Raw genomic sequence first — 21,670 nt, 5'->3', positions numbered from 1 at the left:
CCCTGAGTCTGGTGCAGCCGATCCGCAAAGATAAGTCTTGTGTTGGCCCCTGCGCGCATGCGAGAAATAAGGGGTGGGGACAGGTCCGCGTCCGCGGGCCCGGGCGAAAGGAAGATCCGGTGGCAGCTCCGGTGACGGAGGCGGCGATCGAGAAGGTTCGCCAACTCATCATCGGCGGCGAACTCGGACCGGGCTCCCGCCTTCCCCCAGAAGCCACCCTGGCCGAGCGGCTCGGCGTCTCCCGCAGCAGTGCGCGGGAGGCGGTGCGCGCCCTCGTGACCGCCCGGGTTCTCGACGTACGCCGCGGTGACGGCACGTACGTCACGAGTCTGCGGCCGCAACTTCTCCTTGACGGCATCGGCTTCGCGGTCGAGATGATGCGGGACGACTCCGCGCTGGAGCTCATCGAGGTCCGGCGCGTGCTCGAGCCGGCGGTCACCGCGCTGGCCGCGGACCGCGCAACCGCCGACCATCTGCAGGAGATCGGCGCCAGCCTGGGCCGGATGCGCCGGGCCAACGGGCACGAGGAGTTCGTGCGCTTCGACGCGGAGTTCCACGACCTGGTGGGCGAGGCGTCGGGCAACGAGACGTTGGCGTCGATGGTGCGGGGAGTGTCCAGCCGGTCACTGCGCGCCCGAGTATGGCGCGACATCCTCGAGGCCGACGCCTCCGAGCGCACCATGGCCGAACACGAGCGCATCTACGCCGCGCTCCAGGCCCGTGACAGTACGTCCGCGCAGGCCGCGGCCCTGCTGCACGTACGCTCGACCGAACTCTGGCTGCGTCAGGTACTGGACGTCGACCGCCCGCAGACCTCTTGACACCCTCCCCGCCGACGTTACGGTTACGAAACATCCGATCTTTCCGGCCGTAGGCAGGAGCGCCGTACCGCGATGTCCACCGACACCCCCGCCGCGCCCTTCGCGGCCACCTTCGACTCCCTCCGCCAGTTCGAGTGCCCGGACTGGTTCCGCGACGCCAAGCTCGGCATCTGGTCGCACTGGGGCGCCCAGTCGGTCCCGATGTACGGCGACTGGTACGCGCGGAACATGTACATCGAGGGCCACGACCAGTACCGCCACCATCTGCGGACGTACGGCCACCCGTCCAAGGTCGGCTACAAGGACATCGTGACGCGGTGGAAGGCGGAGAACTTCGACCCCGAAGGACTGATGGACCTCTACGTCTCGGCGGGTGCGAAGTACTTCGTCGGCCAGGCCACCCACCACGACAACTTCTTCAACTACGACTCGCGGATCCACCGCTGGAACTCGGTCCAGATGGGCCCGAAGAAGGACATCACCCGGTTGTGGAAGGACGCAGCGGACGCGCGGGGCCTGAAGTTCGGGCTCACCGAACACCACGGCGCCGCCTTCTCCTGGTCCAACACGAACAAGGGCTCCGACAGGTCCGGCCCGTACGCCGGAATCCCGTACGACGGCAACGACGAGGCGTACCAAGAGCTCTACCTGCCCAACCGCGAGCACTACGACCCCGAACACCCCGGCAAGCTCGACATCGCCAACTGGTACACCGGCAACAAGCGCTGGCACCAGCACTGGCTGGAGGTGATGAAGGAGATCATCGACCTCTACCAGCCGGAGTTGCTGTACTCCGACGGCCCGGTGCCGTTCGGTGAGAAGAACGGCTACGACATCGGCCTGCAGGCGATCGCCTACCTCTACAACGCCAGCGCCGCCCGCAACGGCGGGGTCAACCAGGCGGTCTACAACCAGAAGGACCGCCGCCAGGAGCTCTACTCCGTCGGCGTCATGGACATCGAACGCAGCCAGGAACCCGACATCAAACCCGAGCCCTGGCAGACCGACACCTCGGTGGGCGACTGGTTCTACAACGTCCGCGACGTCTACAAGACCGCCGGCCACGTGGTCGAGTTGCTGGTCGACATCGTGTCGAAGAACGGCAACCTGCTGCTGAACATCCCGCAGCGGCCCGACGGCACGCTCGACGACGAGTGCACCCACATCCTCACGTCCATGGGCCGCTGGATCGACGTGTGCGGCGAGGGCATCTACGGCACCCGACCGTTTCGGGTGTCTGGTGAGGGCGGCAGCGCGGTCAGGATCGAGGGCTTCCGCGAGGACGCGGTGGAGTGGACGAGCGCCGATCTCCGCTTCACCCGCAAGTGCGACACGCTCTACGCGTTCCAGATGCGGTGGCCGGAGGACGGTCGTACGGTGATCCACAGCCTGCGCCCGGACGACCGGGCCCGCTCGGTGCGGCTGCTCGGCGGCGGGCAGGTGCCGTTCGAGCAGGCCGGCGGCGTGCTCGTCGCCCAACTCCCCGAACGCCGGCCGGTGGACGAGGTGAACTGCCTCGCCATCGAGTTCGACCACCTGGCCGAGTAGGCCCCACGTAGGCCAGTAGGCCGACCTCGAACGCACCCGGGCAGACTGGGGCGTCGAAGCCACTCGAGCGCGTTTCCGGCGAAGGAGAACTTCGATGCCCCAGGACCCCACCCGGCCCAACGTCGTCGTGATGCACTGTCACGACCTCGGACGGTTTCTCGGCTGCTACGGCAACCAGACCGTCGCCACCCCGCATCTGGACGCGCTGGCGGCCGACGGTGTGCGCTTCGACCGGGCGTTCACCACGGCACCGCAGTGCAGTCCGTCGCGGGCCTCGCTGTTCACCGGCCGCTACCCGCACGTCAACGGCGTTCTGGGGCTGACGCACCAGGACTTCGCCTGGGACCTGCACCCCGCCGAACGCCACCTGGGTGGCCTGTTGCGCGACCAGGGCTATCGCAGCGTGCTGCTCGGCGTGCAGCACGAGTCGCGGGCACGCGCCGACGAGGAACTCGCCGCCCGGCTCGGCTTCGACCACGTGGACACGACCGCCAACCGGGCGGAGCCGGTCTCACTGGCCGCGGTCGACCAGCTGGGGCAGCTCGTCGAGGGTGACCGGCCCTTCTACCTGCAGGTCGGGTTCCTCGAGCCGCACCGCATGGCCGGTGACCGCGACGAGCCCGGGGTGATGGGCTTCCTGGGCAACCACCTGGAGCCGGACGACAGCCTGGGCGTGGCGATCCCGCCGTACCTCCTGGACACCCCGTCGGCGCGCACCGAGCTCGCGGAACTGCAGGGAGCCGTGCGGCACATGGACGCCGCCGCCGGCCGGGTGCTGGCCGAGCTGGAGCGGCTGGGCGCGTCCGACAACACGATCATCGTCTTCACCACCGACCACGGCCTCGCGCTTCCCCGGGCCAAGTGCTCGTTGTACGACCCTGGGCTGGAGGTCGCGCTGATCATCCGATACCCCGACGGCGGCTGGACCGGCGGGCAGGTGCACGACGCCCTGGTGTCCCACGTGGACCTGCTTCCGACGCTGCTGGCGGCCACCGGTGGCGCGGCCGGCGACAACGTGCACGGCCGTAGTTTCCTTCCGCTGCTGAACGGCGAGGAGCACCCACGACGGCAGGAGATCTTCGGCGAGATGACCTACCACGACTACTACGACCCTCGCCGTTGCGTCCGGACCGAACGCCACAAGCTGATCGCCAACTTCAGCTCCGCGCCGGCGTTCATGGATCCCAGCCAGGGCTGGATGAGGCGCTGTCGGCCGAAGGTGCAGACCGAGGGCCTGGCGTCGTACCACCCGTCGCTCGAGCTGTACGACCTGGAGGCGGACCCGGCAGAGCTCACCAACCTGGTGGACGAGCCGGAGCAGGCCGGCGTCGTCGCCGAGCTGTCGGCGAAGCTGGCGGAGTGGATGGTGCAGACCAAGGACCCGTTGGTCGACGGCGCGGTGACCTCCCCGCTGCACACGAAGACGATGAACGCCCTCCTGCGGGCGTGACCGGCTTCCTTCCCGCGCCGCGGGCGGCGGATCAGCCGGTCGGCCGCTCGCTGCGCAGGTGGTAAGCGGGCTTGGACAAACTCGGCACCACGAGCACGCGGGGGTCGGCTCCGACATGCCGGCGCGCCTCGGCCAGCGCCTCCTCGACGGTGGGTACTGGAATCGCTCCCATACCCCGCGCGTGGCCGGGGCTGACCGCACCCGCGACGTAGACGGCACGCGCGTACTCACGGGCGAGCCCGCCCATGTAGGCCATGGAGAACGCGTGGAACGGGTGGTAGCCGTACGCGTTGCGGTAGCGGTCGAGGTAGCCCTCGTCGGTGCACAGCTCGTCCTCGTACTTCGCCAGGTCGGCGGGACGGTGCACGGTCTGCAGAAGCTCGTAGGTTCGTTCGTACGAAGGGAACTCCGCGTCGTTGAACCACCCGTCACACACGGACGCGGCGATCACCACCGGGTGCGGTGTCAAGGCTGCCTTGGCACGGGCGATGGACGCGCCTGTCGCCTGCATCATCAGGACCGGGTTGGAGCCCATGCCGTTGCCGTAGTGGAAGCTGCGCGGCATCCCGAGGACGAGTACGTCGGCGGGCCCGCCGGGCAGGGTCAGCTCGGTCCGGCGGGTGGCGGGCGGCCAGGACGCCTCCTCCACGGCCGGGATGCTGCCCGCGAGCACCGCGACCTGTTCGGACCGGGCGTTCAGCACGGCGTCGACGGTGAAGAACGGCCGCGGCATCGCCTCCTCGATCCGCGCGCCGATCGCGGCGAGCTGGTGCCGGAAGTGGCTGTGCGGTGAAATCGGAACGAAGTCGTCGCGGTGCAGGCTGGCCGGCGTGTGGTGGCAGCGGATGGACCGCCAGGTGGTCAGCCCGGTGGCGGGCATCTTGTAGCCACCGGAGAATCCGCCGTAGGGGTTGCCGGCGGCGTGGCTGATCAGCACGGTCAGGTCGGAGTCGACGACGCGGCGGTTGACCTCGACCACGTCGCCGAGCGCGGAGGCTTCGAGAGCGACGATGCCGTCGGGGTCCTCCGCGTCGTGGTTGACGATCTGGCCGGGTTCGAAGAGATCGAGCACGTCCTGACCGAGGTAGGCCGCGAACTCCTCCCGGGTGTTCTTGCGGTGCAGGCCGGTCGCGCACACCAGGGTGATGTCCTGACGTCGTACGCCCGCGCGTTCGAGCTCCTCGACCACCACCGGGATCGCCACCCTGCGGTGGGCCGTGGCGTGCGCGCCGCCCTTCACCCGGTCGGGGAAGGCGATGGTCACCCGTGAGCCGGGTCCGACCAGCGCGGTCAGGGGCTCGGTGCCCAGCGGGTTTCGGACCGCCTCGCGGGTCGCGGCGACCGGGTCCGCCAGGCCCGCCGGCTCGTGGGCCGCACCACCGGACCGGACCACGGTGGCGTGGTCGGGCAGCTCGACGTCGAGGTGGCTGTCGCCGTACTCCAGACGTACGCGCTGCATCTGATCCTCCTCGCCGGGACTTCGTGCACCATAGTGGGCCGGTTCGAGGACGTCCCACGAGGAGGGCACCCATGGTCGAGGAGACAGCCGGCATCGGCAGCACCGGCACCGTCGGGATCGTCGGCACCGGGACGATGGGCTCGGCCGTCGCCGACGTGCTCCGGCCGCACCACCGGCTGGTCGTGTGGGACGTCGACGAGGCGAGCGTACGGCGGCAGGAGGCGGCCGGCTCCGTCGTCGCCACGGACGTCGCCGAGCTCGCCACCGAGGCCGACGTCGTCCTGTTGTCCCTGCCGGGCCCGGACGTCGTCCGCACCGTGGTGGCGGGTGAGTGCGGAGTGCTCGCGGCGGCGAGCGGCCCGCGGGTGATCGCTGATCTGAGCACCGTGGACCCCGGGACGGCCAGGGCGATGGCGACCGCGGCCGCCGAGGCCGGCGTGGGCTACCTGGACGCGCCGGTGCTGGGCCGCCCGCACCGGTGCGGTGCCTGGACCCTCCCGGTCGGTGGCGCCGAGGCCGACCTGGCCCTTGCCCGACCCGTACTGGAGAAGGTGGCGTCCCGGGTGATCCGGGTCGGCGACGTCGGTGCCGGCAGCATCCTCAAGCTGCTCAACAACCTGATGTTCGGCGCCATCAACGCGATCACCGCCGAGACGATGGCGGCGGCCGAACGCCTCGGCCTGGATCCGCAGACGTACTACTCCACGCTCGCCGACTCCGGTGCCGCGTCGGTGAGCAACCTGTTCCGCGAGATCGCGCCCAAGATCGCCGCCCGTGACTGGTCCCCCGCGTTCACCGTCGACCTGCTCGCCAAGGACAACCGGCTCGGGCTCGCCGTCCTCGAGGATGCCGGCATCACCCCGCCGGTCGCGCGGGCCGTGGTCGGCCTGAACGAGGACGCCCGCTCGGCCGGACTCGGGGCGCTCGACACCAGTGCTCTCGTCCAGCTCTTCGAGGGGGTTGGGCGGGAGAACTGACGGGGAGGCTCCTACAGCCATGAGCCCCGACACCGAGCCCGGCCCCGACCAGCTGCCCGCCATGCGGCAGGCGACCGCCGAGGATCTGCCCGGCGTGTTCGCGCTGCTGAACGACGCAGCCGGACGGCTCGCCGAGCACGGCGTCGAGCAGTGGCCGGCGAGGTTCGAACGCGACGGAGGGTGGCGGGCCCGCCGGATCGAGGGGTACGTCGCCGACGGCCACCTCTACGTCGGCTCCGACGACCAGGGGTACGTCGCGACCATCACGCTCAGCCCGGACGCCGACCCGGACTTCGCTCACGGCTGGCCCGGCGGCCCCGGAGACGCGCTCTACATCTTCCGGTTGGCGATCGCGGGCCGGGTCACCGGTCACCACGTGGGCGACCACCTGCTGGCCTGGGCCGCCGACCTGGCCGCGCGGGCCGGGAAGTCCTGGCTGCGCGTCGACGTACACCGGGGCAACCAGGAACTCCACCACTACTACGAGCGGATGGGCTTCACCCGCGTCGGCACGGTCGTCACACCGTCGCGCAGGTCCGGTGCGTTGTACCAGCGACCGTCCGCACGGCTGGGGTCCAGCACCGCCCGTTGACGTACTCCGGCGCCCGGGGCAGAACCCACCCGGCTCTTCCCCTGCGGTTGTCCACAGGCGCCACGGCGTGGCCGGCCGGAAAAGTGCCACACTCGATCGATCCCAAGATCAATCGGATGGACACCGGTGACGTGGGGGCACGGGGATGGCGAGCGTACCGAAGTCGGCTCTCCTGGCAGCCGCGAAGAGAGCAAAGATCACCGAGGCGGCGGCGGATCTGTTGCGGCTGGTGGAGAAGAAGTACCTGTCGAAGAATCTCGGCCACAATCTGGAGGTGGCCGGAAGACGCGGCATGAAGGACGCCGCCGGCAAACTCACCGACGATGCCGCGCACCTGGTGCCGAAGGCGTCCAACTATGTCTCCGCGAGGCGTGCACGGGCGATCTTGGAGAAGTACAAGATCCACCTCGACGAACCGGTCAACGGCAGCTGGCTCCCCCACGGCAGGGACGCGTCGAAGTATCCAAACCCGTTCAGCAAGTCGCCGCACCAGGCGACCCACAGCCGGGCGTACTACGACGCGCTGTGGGGCCTGCTCAGGAGATGTAAGAACGAGGATCAGGTGGTCGCTGTCCTAAACTACGTCCGCGCCCAGCTCGACAAGGGCATCTGGCCCTGATCGTGAAGTGGAGATCCGACAGTGAGAATCTTCCAGCTGTACCCCGACGGTGAGTACGAGTTCCTCACGGCCGAGGACGAGGACGACCTGGAGCAGCTGGGCGAGCTCGACGCGACCTCCCGAGCGGCGGACTGGGCGCCCGTTCCGGTCGGGATCGGTACCACCGACGAGGACACGGGTTCTCCTCTCCGCCGCGCGGACTTTCCCTGGCTCGGTAGCTGGTCCCTGGTCCTTCGCGACCAGGCGATCGACCTCGCCGGACCGGTGCTCGAACCCTTCGGGGAAATCCTGCCGCTCACGTGTCCGGACGCGCGGATCGCCTTGTTCAATCCACTCGTGGTGCTGGACGCACTGGACGAGAACCATTCACAGCTCGTGCGGTTCCCCGACGGGGACCTGATGGTGATCGAGAAGTACGTCTTCTCATCGCGGGCAGTTCCGGAGCGGTCGATCTTCAAGATTCCGCAGGAACGATCCGGTGCGGTCTTCTACACCGAGCCGGTGGTCGACGAACTCAGGGGACTCGGTCTTGCCGGCCTCGATTTCAAACTGCTGTGGGACTCCGACGCAGATTGACCGGAGCGGGAGGGGCACCAGATGAGCCGGCCACTGGACGACGACGAGATCGAACTCACCGACCAGAACGAATTCGATCTGGGCTTCGCCGCGGCGCGGAAGCAGCTCGACGACCTGCTGGCCGGTGACGCGCCCGCAGCCGGCCTGGCGGACGATGCCGGCGAGGACCTCCGGGGAGTGGGCCAGGCCGCGGACGGGCGGATCGTGGCGACGGTCGGCGCCGGCGGCCGGCTCGAGTCGATCGAGCTCGACCCGAGGGCACTGCGTGCCGGCCCGGACCAGCTCGGGCAGCAGTTCGCCGAGTCGATCAACGCCGCGCTGGAGGATCTGCGTTCCAGGACCACGCAGGCGGCCGGCGAGGACCAGGTCGTCGATCCGCACGTGATCGCCGCAGACCTCGACCAGGTGCAGAACGTCCTCACAGAGCACGTGGCGTCACTCACCGAGCGGTACGACGACGCCATCGTGCAACTTCGACGCCAGGCCGAGGAGGGGTGACGAGCATGTCGGACGAACGCCGAAACGACCCGGAGGCGCTGCGCAACGGCGGCAAGGACCTGATGCGGATCGGCGACGACGGTCACGCGGCCTGGGCGGCCCTCAAACGCAGGTCGGAGGGCATGGGCGACATCTTCGGCGACGACATGGTCGGCGGGTTGATCGGCATGGCCTACGGCGCCGTGTTCGCGCTTGCCGACGAGTCGTTCACCGGCTCGCACGACGACATCATCGAGTTCGGCGAGCGGCTCAAGTACGCCGGCGACAACGACGAGCGGACCGAGCAGGGCAACGCCGAGGCGCTGTCCGACCTGGACGGAACCCTCGACGGGGTGGAGGTCTGATGGCCGGCTCGCCACTGATGCTGCCGGGCTGGGGAGCCGACTTCCTCAACGAGCTGGGCTACATGTGGCCCAAGTCCGATGAGGTCAGGATGTTCGAGCTCGGTACGGCCTGGGTGGGCTTCGGCTCCCAGGCCTCCGCCACCCACGGTCGTACGGCTTCCCCGTTCCAGACGGTGACCAGCCAGAACAAGGGGCACGACGTCGACGCGTTCTCCCAGCAGTTCTCCCATCCCGACCGCGGGCCGATGGTGCTGAAGGACGGGAGTCAGGGAGCGACGCTGGTCGGTCCGGCGTTGTTCGTGGCGGCCGGTCTCGTCCTGGCGCTCAAGATCACGGTGATCGTCCAGCTGACCTTGCTCGTCATCCAGATAGCCGAGGCGATCGCCGCGGCCGTGGCCACCTTCGGCGCTTCCCTGCTGTGGATTCCGGTGGCCAAGAAGCTGTGTGGCCTCGCCATCAACTTCGCTCTCAGCAAGGTCATCGAGGCCCTGCTCGGCTGAACCGTCCGGAGGTCTTTCGATGACAGATCAACCCCACCTCACCGCGCGGGATTTCACCGGAGTGCTGGACATCGCCCGCGAAGCCGTGGCCTCGCACCTGCGTTCCGGGGAGCAGGCCGGACCCGACGCCGAGGTGGTGTCCGCCGAAGGCACCGACGGCGAGGGCCTCGTCCGCGCCACGGTGACCTCGGACGGACGGGTCGCGAGCGTCGATCTCACTCCGAAAGCCGTTCGGCTTCCGGCCGAGGATCTGGCCGCCGCCGTGGTTGCAGCCGTCAACGGGGCATGGGACGCATTGGCCGCGACTGTGCGCGAGAAGACTCGTGCCCAGGCGGCCGGGTCCTGGGATCCCGCACGCATCATGGCGCTGCAGCAGGCGGCGGCGATGCGGACCGGTGCGCTGATCGACAAGCTGGCTTCGATGAACACCGCTGCCGGCCGAGTTCCCCGTGCCGGCCGTACGCCGAACACCTAGAGCCGGCCGCCTCCCGCGCTCACCGGATCAGCCTGCCGGCTGACCCCGGTGATGAGTTCTCGCGCCCGCGCCCGTCTCACCTACGACGGCACCCGGCGCGACACGGAAGGATCACGGGATGAGTGCGGGCACGCGGCTGGAGGAGCTGGGCATGAACGGTCAGGGCGGGAGCGACCCGGTGGTGAGCGGTCTGGGCGAGGTCGACGAGCCGGCCTTCTCGGGGCTGACGGAGCGGCACCGGCGGGAGCTGCACGTGCACTGCTACCGGATGCTGGGATCGTTCGAGGACGCCGAGGACACCGTGCAGGAGACGTTCCTGCGTGCCTGGAGGCGGCGGGAGACCTTCGAGGGCCGGTCCACGTTCCGGGCCTGGCTGTACCGGATCGCCACCAACGCCTGCCTGGACCTGCTCGCGAAGTACCGCCCGGAGCCTGCGACGGACGGTGAGGTGCTGTGGCTGCAGCCCTACCCGGACCGGCTGCTCGACGAGCTGCCCGCAGGGGACGCGGACGAGCCGGAAAGCGTCGCGGTCGCGCGGGAGACGGTCGAGCTGGCGTACGTGGTCGCGGTTCAGCACCTCGCGCCCCGCCCGCGGGCCGTGTTGATCATGCGGGACGTGCTCGGCTGGCCGGCGAAGGACGTCGCCGAGTTCCTCGGGGACTCCGTCAACTCCGTCAACAGCGCGCTGCAGCGGGCCCGCGCCGGTCTGCGGGAACACCTGCCCGCCGAGCGGCAGGACTGGACCGGCGGCGAGCAGGACGCCAGGACGCGCGAGCTGGTACGCCGCTACACCGACGCCAGCGTGGCCACGGACGTCGACCGGCTCGCCGCACTGCTGCGGGACGACGTCCGCTTCGCGATGCCCCCCACGCCGGGCCTCTACGTCGGCCGCGACACGGTGGTGAGCAACTGGGTCGAGGAAGGCTTCGAGGGTACGGCGGGCCTGCGCGGCGCCCCCACCACCGTGAACCGGCAGCCCGCCGTCGCCTTCTACCTCTGGCGGAAGAGCGAGGACGCATACCTGCCGCTGACGATCGACGTCCTGCGCATCACCGACGGAGCGATCACCGAGATCATCACCTTCCACGCCGACCAGTTCCCGCGGCTCGGGCTGCCTGAGCGCCTGCCGGCCGACAGCATCGAATAGTCCGGTGCGGACGCTCGCGCTGCGCGGTGGCGCGCGGGTCGCGGTGGTCCCGGCGGAATGGTGCGACGCGTTCGGCGTCGTCATCCGCGGACGGGTGCAACTGGAGTTGCGCGACAGCGAGCCCGGGCCGATCCTCGGCCGCGGCGCCGGGTTCTGGCTCCGCGGCACCGGCGTCCGTGCCCTGCGCAATCCCGGCCGCCGTACGGCGAAGGTGCGCGTCGTCACCCCCGGGCCGGCACGGTCCCCTGCCAGTCGGGGCACCCTGTAGACCAGTCACCGAACGATGGAGCAACGACATGAACAGCAGGTCGCTGCAACGGTGATGGCCCCCAGGTGCGCAAGGCGGCGTGATCTTGTTGTGGGAACGTTCCCGGAGGCCTTCTCTGGGAACGTTGCCAGAGAAGGTCAGTTCGGTCGGTCGTCCAGCCTGGCCACGGGTTCGGTGTTCGTACGCGGGGTGTCGAGCAGGAGGTGCCACTCGCCGGTTTGGGCGTCCAGCCATCGCACGTCCTCGCGGTGGTACTGCAGCGCGTACGCCACTCGCGGCCGGTCGGTGTGGTTCGGCCCGGAGCCGTGCACGGTCCACCGCGAGAACGCGACCGCGTCACCGGCCCGCATCCGGATCGGCAGGGCCGTGGCCGGGTCGACGTCCACCTGGCGGTGGGCGTCCCCGTCGTCGCTGCCGCGTGCCTGCAACTGCTCGCCCAGGTGGGAGCGCGGAACGATCTGCAGACAGCCGTTGTCCGGGGTCATGTCGTCCAGGGCGACCCAGATGTTGATCGAGCCCATCGCCGGGTCGTGCCGGGTGTAGCTGTTGTCCTGGTGCAGATGGAAGGTACCGCCGCCACCGCCGGCCTTCACCGCGGTGAACGGGAGATAGCGCACCGCTCGGCCACCGACGAGCCGCGAGGCGACGGCCAGGGTCGCCGGGCAGTTGATGAGTTCGTCCAGCGCCGACCCGGCGACGTACGCAGAACACTGCCGCAGCTTGTCGCCCACCCCGCTGGCCTGCTCCAACGAGGCTCGCGAGACCCCGTTCGCTTCCAGTACGTCGAGGGTCTCCGTCCGGAGCGCCTCCACCACAGCCGGCTCGACGAACCCCGGCAGCAGGAGGTAACCGTACTGGTGGTAGAAAGCGACCTCGCCGTCGGTCAGCGTCAGCTCCCGAACGACCTTCCCGGCGGTACCGGCTCGAGCGACGTTCTCCCGTACACCCGCAGTTGGTGTGTCCATCGCCCAATCCCAGCACGCGAATCCCGCCGGCGCCGCATGGTCGACCAGTCCTGGACTTCGTCGATCACGGGGGTCCGCCCTCCGTGGCAGGGTGGAGTGCTGCCTGCTCGTTGGGTGCACACCACCGAGAACGGAGGCTTCGCCATGGTCGCACACCGTCCTGGCCCGAGGGCCTGGCTCCTGCTGATCGCACTCGCGGTGCTCGTCGTCGGTGCCGTCGCGGGAACGACGAACGTGCCCGCGGCACAGGCGTCGACCGGCGCGACCGGAACGCTTCTTCGCGAGAACGTCGGCCTCTACCCGCGCCTCGTCCGCCTCCAGCACTCCGGGCCCGCCAACGGGACGATCCTGGGCAGCGTGGTGACGTTCGACGGCAACACCGGTCTGGGCGCCATCTACGCCAGCCGTGACGAGGGCCGGTCGTTCGGGCAGATCGGCACGGTCGCCGACCCGGCCAGTGCGAACGGCAGGGGACTGTGCTGCGCCACGTTGTACGAACTTCCGCGCCGGGTCGGTGAGCTCGCCGCCGGCACCCTCCTGTGGGCGTCCTCGGCCGGGCAGTCCACCGACCCGCGGCTGATGAGCATCCGGATCTCGGCCAGCCGCGACCACGGTCACACCTGGTCCCACCTCGCCACGCCTGTGGTCGCCCAGAACACCGGCGGCCTGTGGGAGCCGGAGTTCACGGTGACCAGGGACGGGCGGCTCGTGGTGTTCTACTCCGACGAGACCGACCAGCCCGCACACAGTCAACTGCTCGTCGCGCAGTCGTCGGCCGACGGCGTGCACTGGACCGGCCGCGTGCCGGTGGTGGCGAGCAACGACCCGGCCGCGCGCCCCGGAATGCCCATCGTCCGGCGGATCGCGGGTGGCCGCTACCTGATGACGTACGAGGTGTGCGGACCGTCGTACGACTGCAAGGCGCACTACCGCGAGTCGGCTGACGGCGCGCAGTGGGGCGACCCGAAGGACTTCGGCCCGACCGTTCGGGCGACCGACGGCACGTACTTCGAGCACACCCCGACGATCACCTGGGAGCCCGGCCCCGGGCGGGAAGGCAGGCTGTTCCTGACCGGGCAGATCCTGTACGCCGCGGACGGAACCGTCGCCGAGGGCAACGGGCACACCGTCTTCGTCAGCGACGACGGGCCGGCCGGACCGTGGCGGCCGATCCCCGCGCCGGTGAGCGTTCCCGATCCGTACGACAACTACTGCCCCAACTACAGCTCACCGCTGCTGACCGTGCGGCACGGCACCCGGCTGCTGGAGATCGCCACCGCCTACGACAGCGACGGGGTCTGCAAGGCCTACTACGCCACCGGGGCTGTTGATCGCTGACCGGCATCCGCTGCCTGGTGGCGGTACCGAAGAACGCCGTCCTGCGGCAGGTCTTGATTCGTCCCTGCGGCGACAGTGAACTACGTGCACCACCGGCGGTTGTGCACGGACGGTCGTGCACGGACGGCGGTCGCCGCGGTCGGTGGGCTGGAGGGACCATGACGGTTGCTGGCGCGCGTTCCAACGGATTCGGCTCGTTCGGCCCGTTCGACCCAGGCGGCACCGGAGACGCCCCGGCGACCGACCCGGCCCGTGCCCTGCATCGACTGACCACGCTGCCGGTGGTGCCGCTGGGCCGGTGGCCGAGCCCGGTGTCGGCGGGTGAGTCGGCGGCCGGGCCCGTGCTCGTCAAGCGTGACGACCTCTCCGGCTTGGGCCGGGGAGGGGCGAAGACCCGCAAGATCGAGGGACTGCTCGGTCACCTGCGAGCCGTCGGGCACGACGAACTGATCGCGTTCGCCGGCAACATCACCAACCTCGCGTTCGACATCACCCCGATCCTGCGCGAGCACCGGATCAGGTCCACGGTGCTGGTGGTGGACGACCCACCGATGGCACCCTCGGACCGCGAGCGACACTTCGCCGGCATCCGCGACGACATCCGGCTGCTGGGGCCGAGCCGGGTCGCGGCTGCCCGGGCAGCCGCCGGCGCCTACGCGGCCGGGCGGGCGGCGGGGCGGCGTCCGCTGGTCGTCCTGCCGGGCGTCTGCCATCCGAGCGCCATCCTGGGCAACGCGCGCGGCGTACTCGAGCTCGCCGAGCAGGGGCCCCTGCCACGTGCCATCTTCGTGTCGGTGGCGACCGGTAACACCATCGTCGGTTTCCTGGTCGGTGCCGCGCTGCTGGCGGCTCGTGGCCATCCGCCGGTGCGGGTGGTCGGCGTCCAGGTCTACCCGGGCCGGATCGACCTGCTCGCCCGGCTGCTGGCTCGCTGGACGACGAGGTGGCTCGGCGTACCGGCGCTGCGGTTGCCTCCGCTGGAGATCGTCACCACCGAGGTGGGCCGCGGCTTCGGGGACTACCCCGACCGGCTGGTCGACCTCTGTGAACGGGTGGCCGCCACCAACGGCATCGCAGTCGACCCCATCTTCGGGGCCAAAACCTGGTCGGCGATGGAGGCGATGATGGCGCGCGGCGAGGTCGAGGGACCATGCATGTTCTGGCACTGCGGTTACACGCCCGAATGGCGCGACCTGCGCGGGGCCGAGCAGAAGGCGGCCGGCTCATGAACACCGTCGTCAACGAACCCCTGCCTGGTGGCGGTTTCGAGCCTGGGAACGCTCCCATTCCGCGGCGCGGCCGTACGTCCACCGCCGGCATCATGGCCGGCTACGTCGCGGTCTTCTTCGGCCTACTTCCCCTCCTGCTGTGGTCACTGGGCAACTCGCTGAACGTCGCGTTGGCGCTGCCGGAGCTGCCCGGTCGCCACTGGGGCGTCGGCGGTGCGGCGTTGCTGGGCGCCGGTCTGGCGTGGATGGCCTGGTCGATGGTGTTGCTGCGGGTGGTCGGCGGCGGCTGGCCGGTCTCCCACCTGCCGCCGGTGCGCCTGGTCACCAGTGGGCCGTACCGCCTCAGCCGGCATCCCGTCTACGTCGGGTACGTCGCGGCCGCGGCCGGGCTGGCCCTGCTCGACCGCTCACCCGGCGAACTCCTCGCCTGCGGCCTGCTCGCGCTGGGCGTCGTCGACTACGTGGTCGGGTACGAGGGACCGGTGCTGCGCCGTCGTTTCGCCGGCACCTACGACCAGTACCAACCGCGATCACGTCATCTCGCACACCTCCTGCTTCCCTTGTGGGAAAGGGTTCGCGGGCCGGTGGAGTGGCTGGCGAACCAGCCGGTCCTCCTCCGGGTGGGGCCGACGATCTGGGTCACGTACGGGTTGTTTGTCGCGTCCGGCACGGCGGTGGCGATGACCCTGATGCTCGGCCGCCTCGCCACCGACGGTCTCGGCCCTCATGCTCTCCTGACCTACGCGCTGGTCCTGGTGCCGTCGATGGCGTTGGGCGGCCGGCTGTTGTGGTTCGTGGTGGCCTGGGAGCAGGTCAGGACGCTCGGCGCCTGGCGGGCGATTCGTACGGTGGGGCTCGTCTCCTGGGGCACCTACATCGGCTTCTTCGCCGGCTCCGCCGTCTTCGCGGCCGTCGAGCAGGTGAGCCTGTTGTGGCTGCTGGACCGGATGGTGCCGACCGTTCTGGTCTGCTCGGTGATCGGCCGGATCGGCTGCCTCACCTACGGATGCTGCTTCGGCCGGGAGTGGCCGCACGGCATCCGCTGGTACGCGCCGGAGAGTAAGGTCGTCCGGCAGCTTGGCCCGGACCGGGTATGCCCGCGGATCCCGGTGCAGGTGCTGTCCGCGGCGGCCACAGCCGCGGCGGTGTTGACGGCCGCGCTGGTGAGCCTGCGGCCGGCGCCGGCCGGCGTGGTCACCGGAGTGGTGATGCTGCTGTACGCGATGGGCCGGTTCGCGGTGGACTCGCTCCGGGACGAGACGTTCGGGGTGCCGTGGGCAGGTGGCCTCACTTCCGGCCATCTCTTCAGCCTGGTGGTAACCGCGGTCGCACTGGCCCTGATCCACACCTCGCGAGGCGAACCCGCCTGGCCGAGGTCGATGTTCTCCTACGACAGGGGGTTGCTGTGGCCGATACTTCCGGTGATCGGGGTCGCGACCATACTGGTCTTCGTGGTCTCGGGGCTCCACTGGCGTCGGGTGGGGCAGTGGTGAGCCGGGCGCTGGGCGGGACGACCGCAAGTCGTGCGCTGGTGCGCCGAGGGTTCCTCCTCCGCAAGCTCTACGCGGACCTGGTCGGCCCCGACGGTGACGTGGTGATCGCCTACCTCGCATGGCTGCGCGTCGCCGGAGTGCACATCCCCTACGGCGCGGTCGAACACTACCTACCCGACGGCCGTCGCGAGGTGCTGCGCGGACGCCCGATCGCCGGGGCACCCAGACGGCTGCCGGACGGCGGGATGGAGTACTCCATCGCCACCCGGGACGGGCGCATCTTCCGGCTGGTGCACCGCGCGCCGACACCCACCTGGCATCCGGCCGATCCGCCGATCAGTTCGCGGGTGCACTGGCACGTGGCCGTACCCTCCGCGCGAGCCGAGGTCTCCTGGGACGACAAGGGTTCGGGGGCCGCCACCCGGCTGGCCGGGTTCGGGTACTCCGACTGGGTGTGGCTGCGGCTGCCGCCGAGGCTGCTGGGGCTTCGCCGGTTGCAGTGGGGCCGCGTTCATCTGCCCGACCGTACGGTCGTGTTCAACACTGTCGACCGGTCGAACGGTGCGCGGTGGGCGCGAGTGGCCGAGTGGCGGGTGGGTGGGGATCCGCGTCCGGTCGAGATCTTCGTCGACGGCGCCCCCCGGACCGACCGGCCGCACGGCGAGCCGGGCGCGTGGACCATACCCGCGCCGGGTGGCGCGGTCGCTCTCGAACCACTGCGCGTACTCCACGAGGGCGAACCGCTGGACACCGACCGCTTTCCCGACATGTTCGAGCGGTGGGGAAGCCGGGTGGCCAACGGGCGGGCGGACGAGATCCGCTGGCTCAGCACGGCACGCGACGCTGCCGGAACGACCGGCATGGCCGTGCACGAGTCGGTCCGGTTCGGTCGCTGACAGGCGCCTACGCCCCTACGCGTACGTGCTGTCCGGATCCGCTAACCGTAGGCGCCCGTCGGCAGGAAGCCGAGCAGCCGCCGCAGCCGCGGGTTCGCCCCGGCGTACACGTGTTCGGGCATCACGTAGTTCATGAAGGGGAAGTAGCGGTGGCCGATGAGGCGATGTGCGTAGGAGACCTGGCTGACGTACCGCGTTCGCTCGCTCAGGTTGGGGTGGCCGCGATGCCAGACCTGACAGCTGAACATGATCGCCGTACCCGCCCTGCCGTACGCCGTCACCACGTCCTGCTCCCACCGCGTTCCCTCCAACGTGGGTGGGCAGTGTGCACCGAACAGATGTGACCCGGGCACGAACTGCGTCGGGCCGTGGCGCCGCTCGGTCACGTCGGTGAGGTAGTAGTTGCAGGTGAACAGGAGTACGGGCAGCCGCACGTTGGCCGGCGGCTCGCCGTGGGTCACCAGATAGTGCGGCGGGTCGTCCTGGTGCCAGGTCGAGATGCCCGCCTGGGTCGGCGTGCGGAAGGCGTTGTTGTGCACGACGTGCACGTGGTCCGGACCGAGGCCCGGCCGGTCCTGACTGATCAGTCGCTCGGCGAACGTGACGACGGGTTCGTGGTCGAACAGTCGCAGGTGCGCCTTGCTGCGTTCGAACATCCGCACCTGGATCTCGACCTGACCGGCGTTGTTGGGCGCGGCGCCGATCGCGTCGTCGAGGTCGGTACGAAGCTCCCGCACGAGATCGTCCGGCAGGGCGTCCTCGACCACCAGGAAGCCGTCGCGGTGGAAGCGTTCGATCCAGTCGTCCAGGGGTGGGTCCGCGTCTGCGTCCACGCGTACCGGCGAGACGGCGTCGGTCATGAAGCCGTCCCGAGCTCGTCCCAGACCCCGAGGACGTAGAGGGCGGCAGGGCTCAGCCGGTCACGCGTTCGGACGCGGAGATACTCCGCCTGGTCGAGCTGTTGCGGCTGGTCGCGCCTGGTGAAGTAGGAGTGCAACGCGCGGCGGGGCCGGTCGCTGTTGTTGCGCGTACCGCCGTGCCACAGATGGCTGTTGAACACCACCACCGTTCCGGCGGGCGCGATCAACTGCACCTCGTCCGGGTGGGTGGCTCGCGGGTCCCCGTCCAGTTCGTCGGCAGGCCCGATGCCACGCTTGCGGTGCGAGCCCGGCACCACCCGCGTCGCGCCGTTCTCGGCGGTGAAGTCGTCAAGCAGCCAGATCGAGTTGCAGACCTGGTAGCCCTGCCCCTCCTGCAGAACTCCCCAGTCCGCGTGCAGCCCCTGGTGACCCCGGCCCGGCAACGCCGCCCTGCTGTTGAGCGAGGAAAGCCGGAACTCCCCCAGCACATGGCGAACGGCCGCGAGCACCACCGGATGGGTGAAGCACACCTCGAACATCGGGTCCTTGTTGACCAGATCCGACAGCCGGTCGGTACCGGCCTCCTGGTGCACCTCCTCCCCCGCACGGCTCCCCTCGATGCGGGAGAGTTCGGCCAGCCGCTTCCTCAACGCAGCCACCTGCTCCGGCGACAGGATCCCGGGAAGTGGTGCGAACCCGTCGTTGTCGAGCTGCGCCTTCGTCTTCGCGTCGAGCAGATCGTCGGTCACGCCGAGCTCGCTCAGCGCCGTCTCCATGTCCATGTTCTGCCGTCCTCCGCACTCACCAGCGGCGTCTGGAACTCGGGCCCTTCCACGAAGCCTGCCGCAGAGTCGACGCCGTCACCATGCACGAAACACGTATTCCCATGCACATTCCGAGCACCGCTACCGATGCATTGGTGGCGGTGCTCGAATCCTCGTCGAAACTGGTGTTCGTGAGGAAGGTGCGGCATCATCGCGGCCATGTGGACCGGAGTACGCCCGGCACAACGGCCACGGGGACCTCCTCCGCGAACGGGTCGACGGCACCACCGGCCTGTGATGCTCAGGCGCGACGCCGGCTCGATCCGTCGTCGCGCCTGACGGTTCGGCGTGGCGGTCAGCGGTACTGGTCCCAGCGGGCGGGGTCGGCCTCCAGCATGGCGCGGTCCCAGTTGCCGCGGTCGGCCGCCGCCGCGTACGTCGTGTGCAGGAACCGCAGCAGGGTCTCGTCGGGGTCGTCGGCCGTCCGGACCGCTTCGTACGGCAACAGGAACTGCTGGTACTGCTGGTTGTACTGGGCCGCAGCCGGCTCGACGGGATAGTCCGCGAAGCCGTCCGGCTCGGGGTAGGCGTAGGCGTAGAACGCGCCCTCCTCGCCGCCACCGGGCCAGAAGCCACAGCTGCTGAGCTCGCGGGAGTAGCCCTCCACCATCACCCAGTCGCCACAGTTGGGCGCACCGCCCGGATGATCGGGCGCCGGCCGTCCCGAGAATCGCGTGCACGCCAGGTCCAGCGCACCCCAGAAGAGGTGCACGGGGCTCACCTTGCCGACGAAGTACGACCTGAAGATCCCGAGGACGCGGCTCGCCTGGACGAGTTGCCGCCAGAACAGGTGGACGGCTTCCGCGTCGTAGGCAGCGTGCCTGGTGTCCTCGGCGAACGGGATCGCGGGTTCGACCTCGTTGGGCCGGGCGAGGATCTGGATCTCGAAGCCCAGCCTGCCAAGGGCCTGCATGGTCTGCTGGTAGAAGTCGGCGACCGACTTCGGTTCCAGGGCGACGGTCTGCACGCCGCCGTCACTCGACCGGATGAGGAGCTGGTGGTCGCAGAAGTCGAACTCGATGTCGAAGAGCCTGTCGCCGTACGGGATGCTGCCGGTGGTCAGCCCCCGCGGACTCACGTACAGCGTCACCTGCCACCAGTGGTTGAGCAACGGTGCCTGTGACAACCTGACCTTGCCCACGATCTGCGTCCACATGTGCAGCGTGTCGCGGGTGGAGGTCCAGTCGTCCACGCGCAGGCTCGGCCACGCCTCGACCTTGGCTGTCTGTGTCTCCCCCATGTCGCCTGGCCCCTTCCGCTTTCGTCCCATTGGTGCGGGTCTGTGGGACACCTTGGAGGGGCCCCTCAGGTCTGCGTACCGCAAAGGCGGTCCCGCTGCATCCTCCCGCGATCCCCCCGCAACGACAAAGCGGGGGCTGCGTGGTCGCACGCGGGGCCACCAGTCCCACGGCATCGGTCAGCGGACGGTCAAGAATCTTCCAACCCGGGAGCCGCGGGCCGGGTATGTCCGTTGAAGTGATGGCGTACCCCGCGCGGCAGGAACGGAGATCATCATGGGACTGACCAGCAGTGGGTTCCTTGCTGTGTGCGTGGCGTCCGGGCTCGTCGTGATCGGCTTCGCACTGTGGGCGCTGACCCGGATCAACGGCCGAGGGCCCGGCTCCCTGCTCGCTCGGCTGGGCGTGCTGGTGGCCGCCCAACTGGCGGCGCTCGCGATGGCCGCAGTGGCCGTGAACGACAACTTCCAGTTCTACACCTCTCTGTCCGACGTCCTGGGCACGGCCAACAACGCCGACAACGTGGTGGTCAAGGGTGTCGACCCACAACCACCGGTCACCGGTGGAGAGGGTCAGACGGGGAAGCGGTACGACTCCGTTCGGATTCGGTCGGGAATCCTCCCGGCGGCGACCGCCAGGACGTCCGGTGAGATCCTCGACGTGACGGTTCGCGGTGCCAAGTCGGGGCTGAGTTCGCAGGCGTTCGTCTACCTCCCGCCGGCGTACTTCTCCCCCGCCTACGCCCACAGGCGGATGCCCGGCCTGGTCGTGATGCCCGGTTACCCGAGCACCGCCTCCAACCTGATCATGCGGATGAACTATCCGTGGGCGATGGAGTCGCAGATCAAACACCACCGCGCCCGGCCCATGGTGCTGGTGATGACGAACGAGACGGTCACACCGCCGCGGGACACCGAGTGCACCAACGTGGCGCACGGACCGAAGGCGGAGACGTTCCTGGCCCAGGACCTCACCGACGCGATCTCGGCCAAGTTCCGCGTTGCCCGGCCGGGAGCTGGATGGGGGCTGATGGGCGACTCCACCGGCGGCTTCTGCGCGGTGAAGCTGGCGATGAACTACCCGCACCGATTCACCTCGGCGGTGTCGCTGTCCGGTTACTACCACGCGATCATGGACTTCACGACCGGTGACCTGTTCGGCGGCAACAGGCACCTGCAGCACATGAACGACCCCGAATGGATGCTGCGCCACCGGCCGGCACCGCCGGTCTCGGTTCTCGTCACGACCAGCCGGACGGAGACCCAGGTGCTGCCGGACACTCGCAAGTTCCTGTCGATGGTGAAGCCGCCCATGCGGGCGTCGTCGATCATCCTGCCGTCCGGTGGGCACAACTTCGGGGCGTGGAAGGGCGAGATGCCGCCCTGCCTGGACTGGTTGTCGGCTCACCTGTGGGCAGTTGCGAACGCGGGCCACCCGGCAACGTCGACCGGGCGGCCACTGGCCAATCCGCCGGTCACTCGACACAGCGCCGCCCTCCACCAACGACACCACGCGTAGAAACTGCTGGCACGGATCGGTGAGGACACCGTAGT

General features: G+C 69.6%; 23 protein-coding genes. 18 read left to right on the top strand and 5 right to left on the bottom strand.

The window, feature by feature from the left end:
* Positions 1-119: 119 nt before the first annotated feature.
* The 3 genes from BLU27_RS12375 (at position 120) to BLU27_RS12365 (ending at position 3,819) form a co-directional block, all read left to right on the top strand.
* A complete protein-coding gene (locus BLU27_RS12375; protein ID WP_197681809.1) occupies positions 120-821 on the top strand; it encodes a FadR/GntR family transcriptional regulator in 702 nt (233 codons plus the stop codon).
* Positions 822-893: 72 nt separating this feature from the next.
* Positions 894-2,369, top strand: coding sequence for an alpha-L-fucosidase (locus tag BLU27_RS12370; protein ID WP_092653435.1), 1,476 nt, complete (start codon positions 894-896; stop codon positions 2,367-2,369).
* Between the two features lie 94 nt (positions 2,370-2,463).
* The gene (locus BLU27_RS12365) at positions 2,464-3,819 is read left to right on the top strand and encodes a sulfatase family protein (RefSeq protein ID WP_092653433.1); all 1,356 of its coding nucleotides are present in this window, start codon (positions 2,464-2,466) and stop codon (positions 3,817-3,819) included.
* A gap of 31 nt (positions 3,820-3,850) precedes the next feature.
* Here the strand turns inward: BLU27_RS12365 and BLU27_RS12360 are convergent, their stop codons facing one another.
* The gene (locus BLU27_RS12360; protein WP_092653430.1) at positions 3,851-5,278 is read right to left on the bottom strand and encodes a lactate racemase domain-containing protein; all 1,428 of its coding nucleotides are present in this window, start codon (positions 5,276-5,278) and stop codon (positions 3,851-3,853) included.
* Between the two features lie 71 nt (positions 5,279-5,349).
* Here BLU27_RS12360 and BLU27_RS12355 point away from each other — a divergent pair, with 71 nt between their 5' ends.
* From BLU27_RS12355 to BLU27_RS12310, 10 genes are all read left to right on the top strand, one after another.
* Positions 5,350-6,255, top strand: coding sequence for an NAD(P)-dependent oxidoreductase (locus tag BLU27_RS12355; RefSeq protein ID WP_092653428.1), 906 nt, complete (start codon positions 5,350-5,352; stop codon positions 6,253-6,255).
* Positions 6,256-6,274: 19 nt separating this feature from the next.
* Entirely contained in the window at positions 6,275-6,847 is a 573-nt protein-coding gene (locus tag BLU27_RS12350) for a GNAT family N-acetyltransferase (protein ID WP_092653426.1), read from the top strand.
* A 145-nt stretch (positions 6,848-6,992) separates the two neighbouring features.
* Positions 6,993-7,466, top strand: a complete 474-nt coding sequence (locus BLU27_RS12345) for an AHH domain-containing protein (protein WP_092653424.1) — start codon at positions 6,993-6,995, stop codon at positions 7,464-7,466.
* 21 nt (positions 7,467-7,487) lie between these two features.
* Positions 7,488-8,042, top strand: coding sequence for a hypothetical protein (locus tag BLU27_RS12340; protein ID WP_092653422.1), 555 nt, complete (start codon positions 7,488-7,490; stop codon positions 8,040-8,042).
* Positions 8,043-8,063: 21 nt separating this feature from the next.
* The gene (locus BLU27_RS12335; RefSeq protein ID WP_092653420.1) at positions 8,064-8,540 is read left to right on the top strand and encodes a YbaB/EbfC family nucleoid-associated protein; all 477 of its coding nucleotides are present in this window, start codon (positions 8,064-8,066) and stop codon (positions 8,538-8,540) included.
* A gap of 5 nt (positions 8,541-8,545) precedes the next feature.
* Positions 8,546-8,884 carry a hypothetical protein gene (locus BLU27_RS12330; protein ID WP_092653418.1) on the top strand — a complete coding sequence of 113 codons (339 nt, stop codon included), beginning with the start codon at positions 8,546-8,548 and terminating at the stop codon, positions 8,882-8,884.
* On the top strand, positions 8,884-9,384 hold the full coding sequence (locus tag BLU27_RS12325; RefSeq protein ID WP_092653416.1) for a WXG100-like domain-containing protein: 501 nt from the start codon (positions 8,884-8,886) through the stop codon (positions 9,382-9,384). The genes BLU27_RS12330 and BLU27_RS12325 overlap by 1 nt, the downstream gene beginning before the upstream one ends.
* Before the next feature lie 19 nt (positions 9,385-9,403).
* Entirely contained in the window at positions 9,404-9,859 is a 456-nt protein-coding gene (locus BLU27_RS12320) for a YbaB/EbfC family nucleoid-associated protein (RefSeq protein ID WP_092653414.1), read from the top strand.
* Between the two features lie 118 nt (positions 9,860-9,977).
* A complete protein-coding gene (locus tag BLU27_RS12315) occupies positions 9,978-11,006 on the top strand; it encodes an RNA polymerase subunit sigma-70 (protein WP_092653412.1) in 1,029 nt (342 codons plus the stop codon).
* 4 nt (positions 11,007-11,010) lie between these two features.
* Entirely contained in the window at positions 11,011-11,274 is a 264-nt protein-coding gene (locus BLU27_RS12310; RefSeq protein WP_197681808.1) for a hypothetical protein, read from the top strand.
* Positions 11,275-11,411: 137 nt separating this feature from the next.
* On the opposite strand, the gene BLU27_RS12305 is transcribed toward BLU27_RS12310, so the two are convergent.
* Positions 11,412-12,239 carry a phytanoyl-CoA dioxygenase family protein gene (locus BLU27_RS12305; protein ID WP_092653410.1) on the bottom strand — a complete coding sequence of 276 codons (828 nt, stop codon included), beginning with the start codon at positions 12,237-12,239 and terminating at the stop codon, positions 11,412-11,414.
* Between the two features lie 144 nt (positions 12,240-12,383).
* Here BLU27_RS12305 and BLU27_RS12300 point away from each other — a divergent pair, with 144 nt between their 5' ends.
* The 4 genes from BLU27_RS12300 to BLU27_RS12285 all read left to right on the top strand — a co-directional run bounded on the left by BLU27_RS12300 (position 12,384) and on the right by BLU27_RS12285 (position 17,195).
* Positions 12,384-13,577, top strand: coding sequence for a sialidase family protein (locus BLU27_RS12300; RefSeq protein ID WP_092657600.1), 1,194 nt, complete (start codon positions 12,384-12,386; stop codon positions 13,575-13,577).
* 158 nt (positions 13,578-13,735) lie between these two features.
* Entirely contained in the window at positions 13,736-14,806 is a 1,071-nt protein-coding gene (locus tag BLU27_RS12295; protein ID WP_092653408.1) for a pyridoxal-phosphate dependent enzyme, read from the top strand.
* Positions 14,803-16,299: a prolipoprotein diacylglyceryl transferase family protein gene (locus BLU27_RS12290; RefSeq protein ID WP_172804942.1), complete on the top strand. Its 1,497-nt coding sequence runs from the start codon at positions 14,803-14,805 to the stop codon at positions 16,297-16,299. Before BLU27_RS12295 ends, BLU27_RS12290 begins: the two co-directional genes overlap by 4 nt.
* Positions 16,296-17,195, top strand: coding sequence for a hypothetical protein (locus BLU27_RS12285; RefSeq protein ID WP_157728495.1), 900 nt, complete (start codon positions 16,296-16,298; stop codon positions 17,193-17,195). The genes BLU27_RS12290 and BLU27_RS12285 overlap by 4 nt, the downstream gene beginning before the upstream one ends.
* Before the next feature lie 41 nt (positions 17,196-17,236).
* On the opposite strand, the gene BLU27_RS12280 is transcribed toward BLU27_RS12285, so the two are convergent.
* The 3 genes from BLU27_RS12280 to BLU27_RS12270 all read right to left on the bottom strand — a co-directional run bounded on the left by BLU27_RS12280 (position 17,237) and on the right by BLU27_RS12270 (position 20,119).
* Positions 17,237-18,055: a phytanoyl-CoA dioxygenase family protein gene (locus tag BLU27_RS12280; RefSeq protein ID WP_092653402.1), complete on the bottom strand. Its 819-nt coding sequence runs from the start codon at positions 18,053-18,055 to the stop codon at positions 17,237-17,239.
* The gene (locus BLU27_RS12275; RefSeq protein WP_092653400.1) at positions 18,052-18,837 is read right to left on the bottom strand and encodes a phytanoyl-CoA dioxygenase family protein; all 786 of its coding nucleotides are present in this window, start codon (positions 18,835-18,837) and stop codon (positions 18,052-18,054) included. Before BLU27_RS12275 ends, BLU27_RS12280 begins: the two co-directional genes overlap by 4 nt.
* A 337-nt stretch (positions 18,838-19,174) precedes the next feature.
* Positions 19,175-20,119 (bottom strand): DUF5996 family protein, encoded by a 945-nt coding sequence (locus BLU27_RS12270; RefSeq protein ID WP_092653398.1) that lies wholly within the window; start codon positions 20,117-20,119, stop codon positions 19,175-19,177.
* A 274-nt stretch (positions 20,120-20,393) separates the two neighbouring features.
* Between BLU27_RS12270 and BLU27_RS12265 the strand changes: the two genes are divergently transcribed.
* Entirely contained in the window at positions 20,394-21,635 is a 1,242-nt protein-coding gene (locus BLU27_RS12265; RefSeq protein ID WP_092653396.1) for an alpha/beta hydrolase, read from the top strand.
* Positions 21,636-21,670: the final 35 nt, after the last annotated feature.

Origin of the sequence: Actinopolymorpha singaporensis, assembly GCF_900104745.1 — a bacterium.
GTDB classification, from domain to species: domain Bacteria; phylum Actinomycetota; class Actinomycetes; order Propionibacteriales; family Actinopolymorphaceae; genus Actinopolymorpha; species Actinopolymorpha singaporensis.
This window is presented reverse-complemented; position numbering and strand designations above follow the sequence as displayed.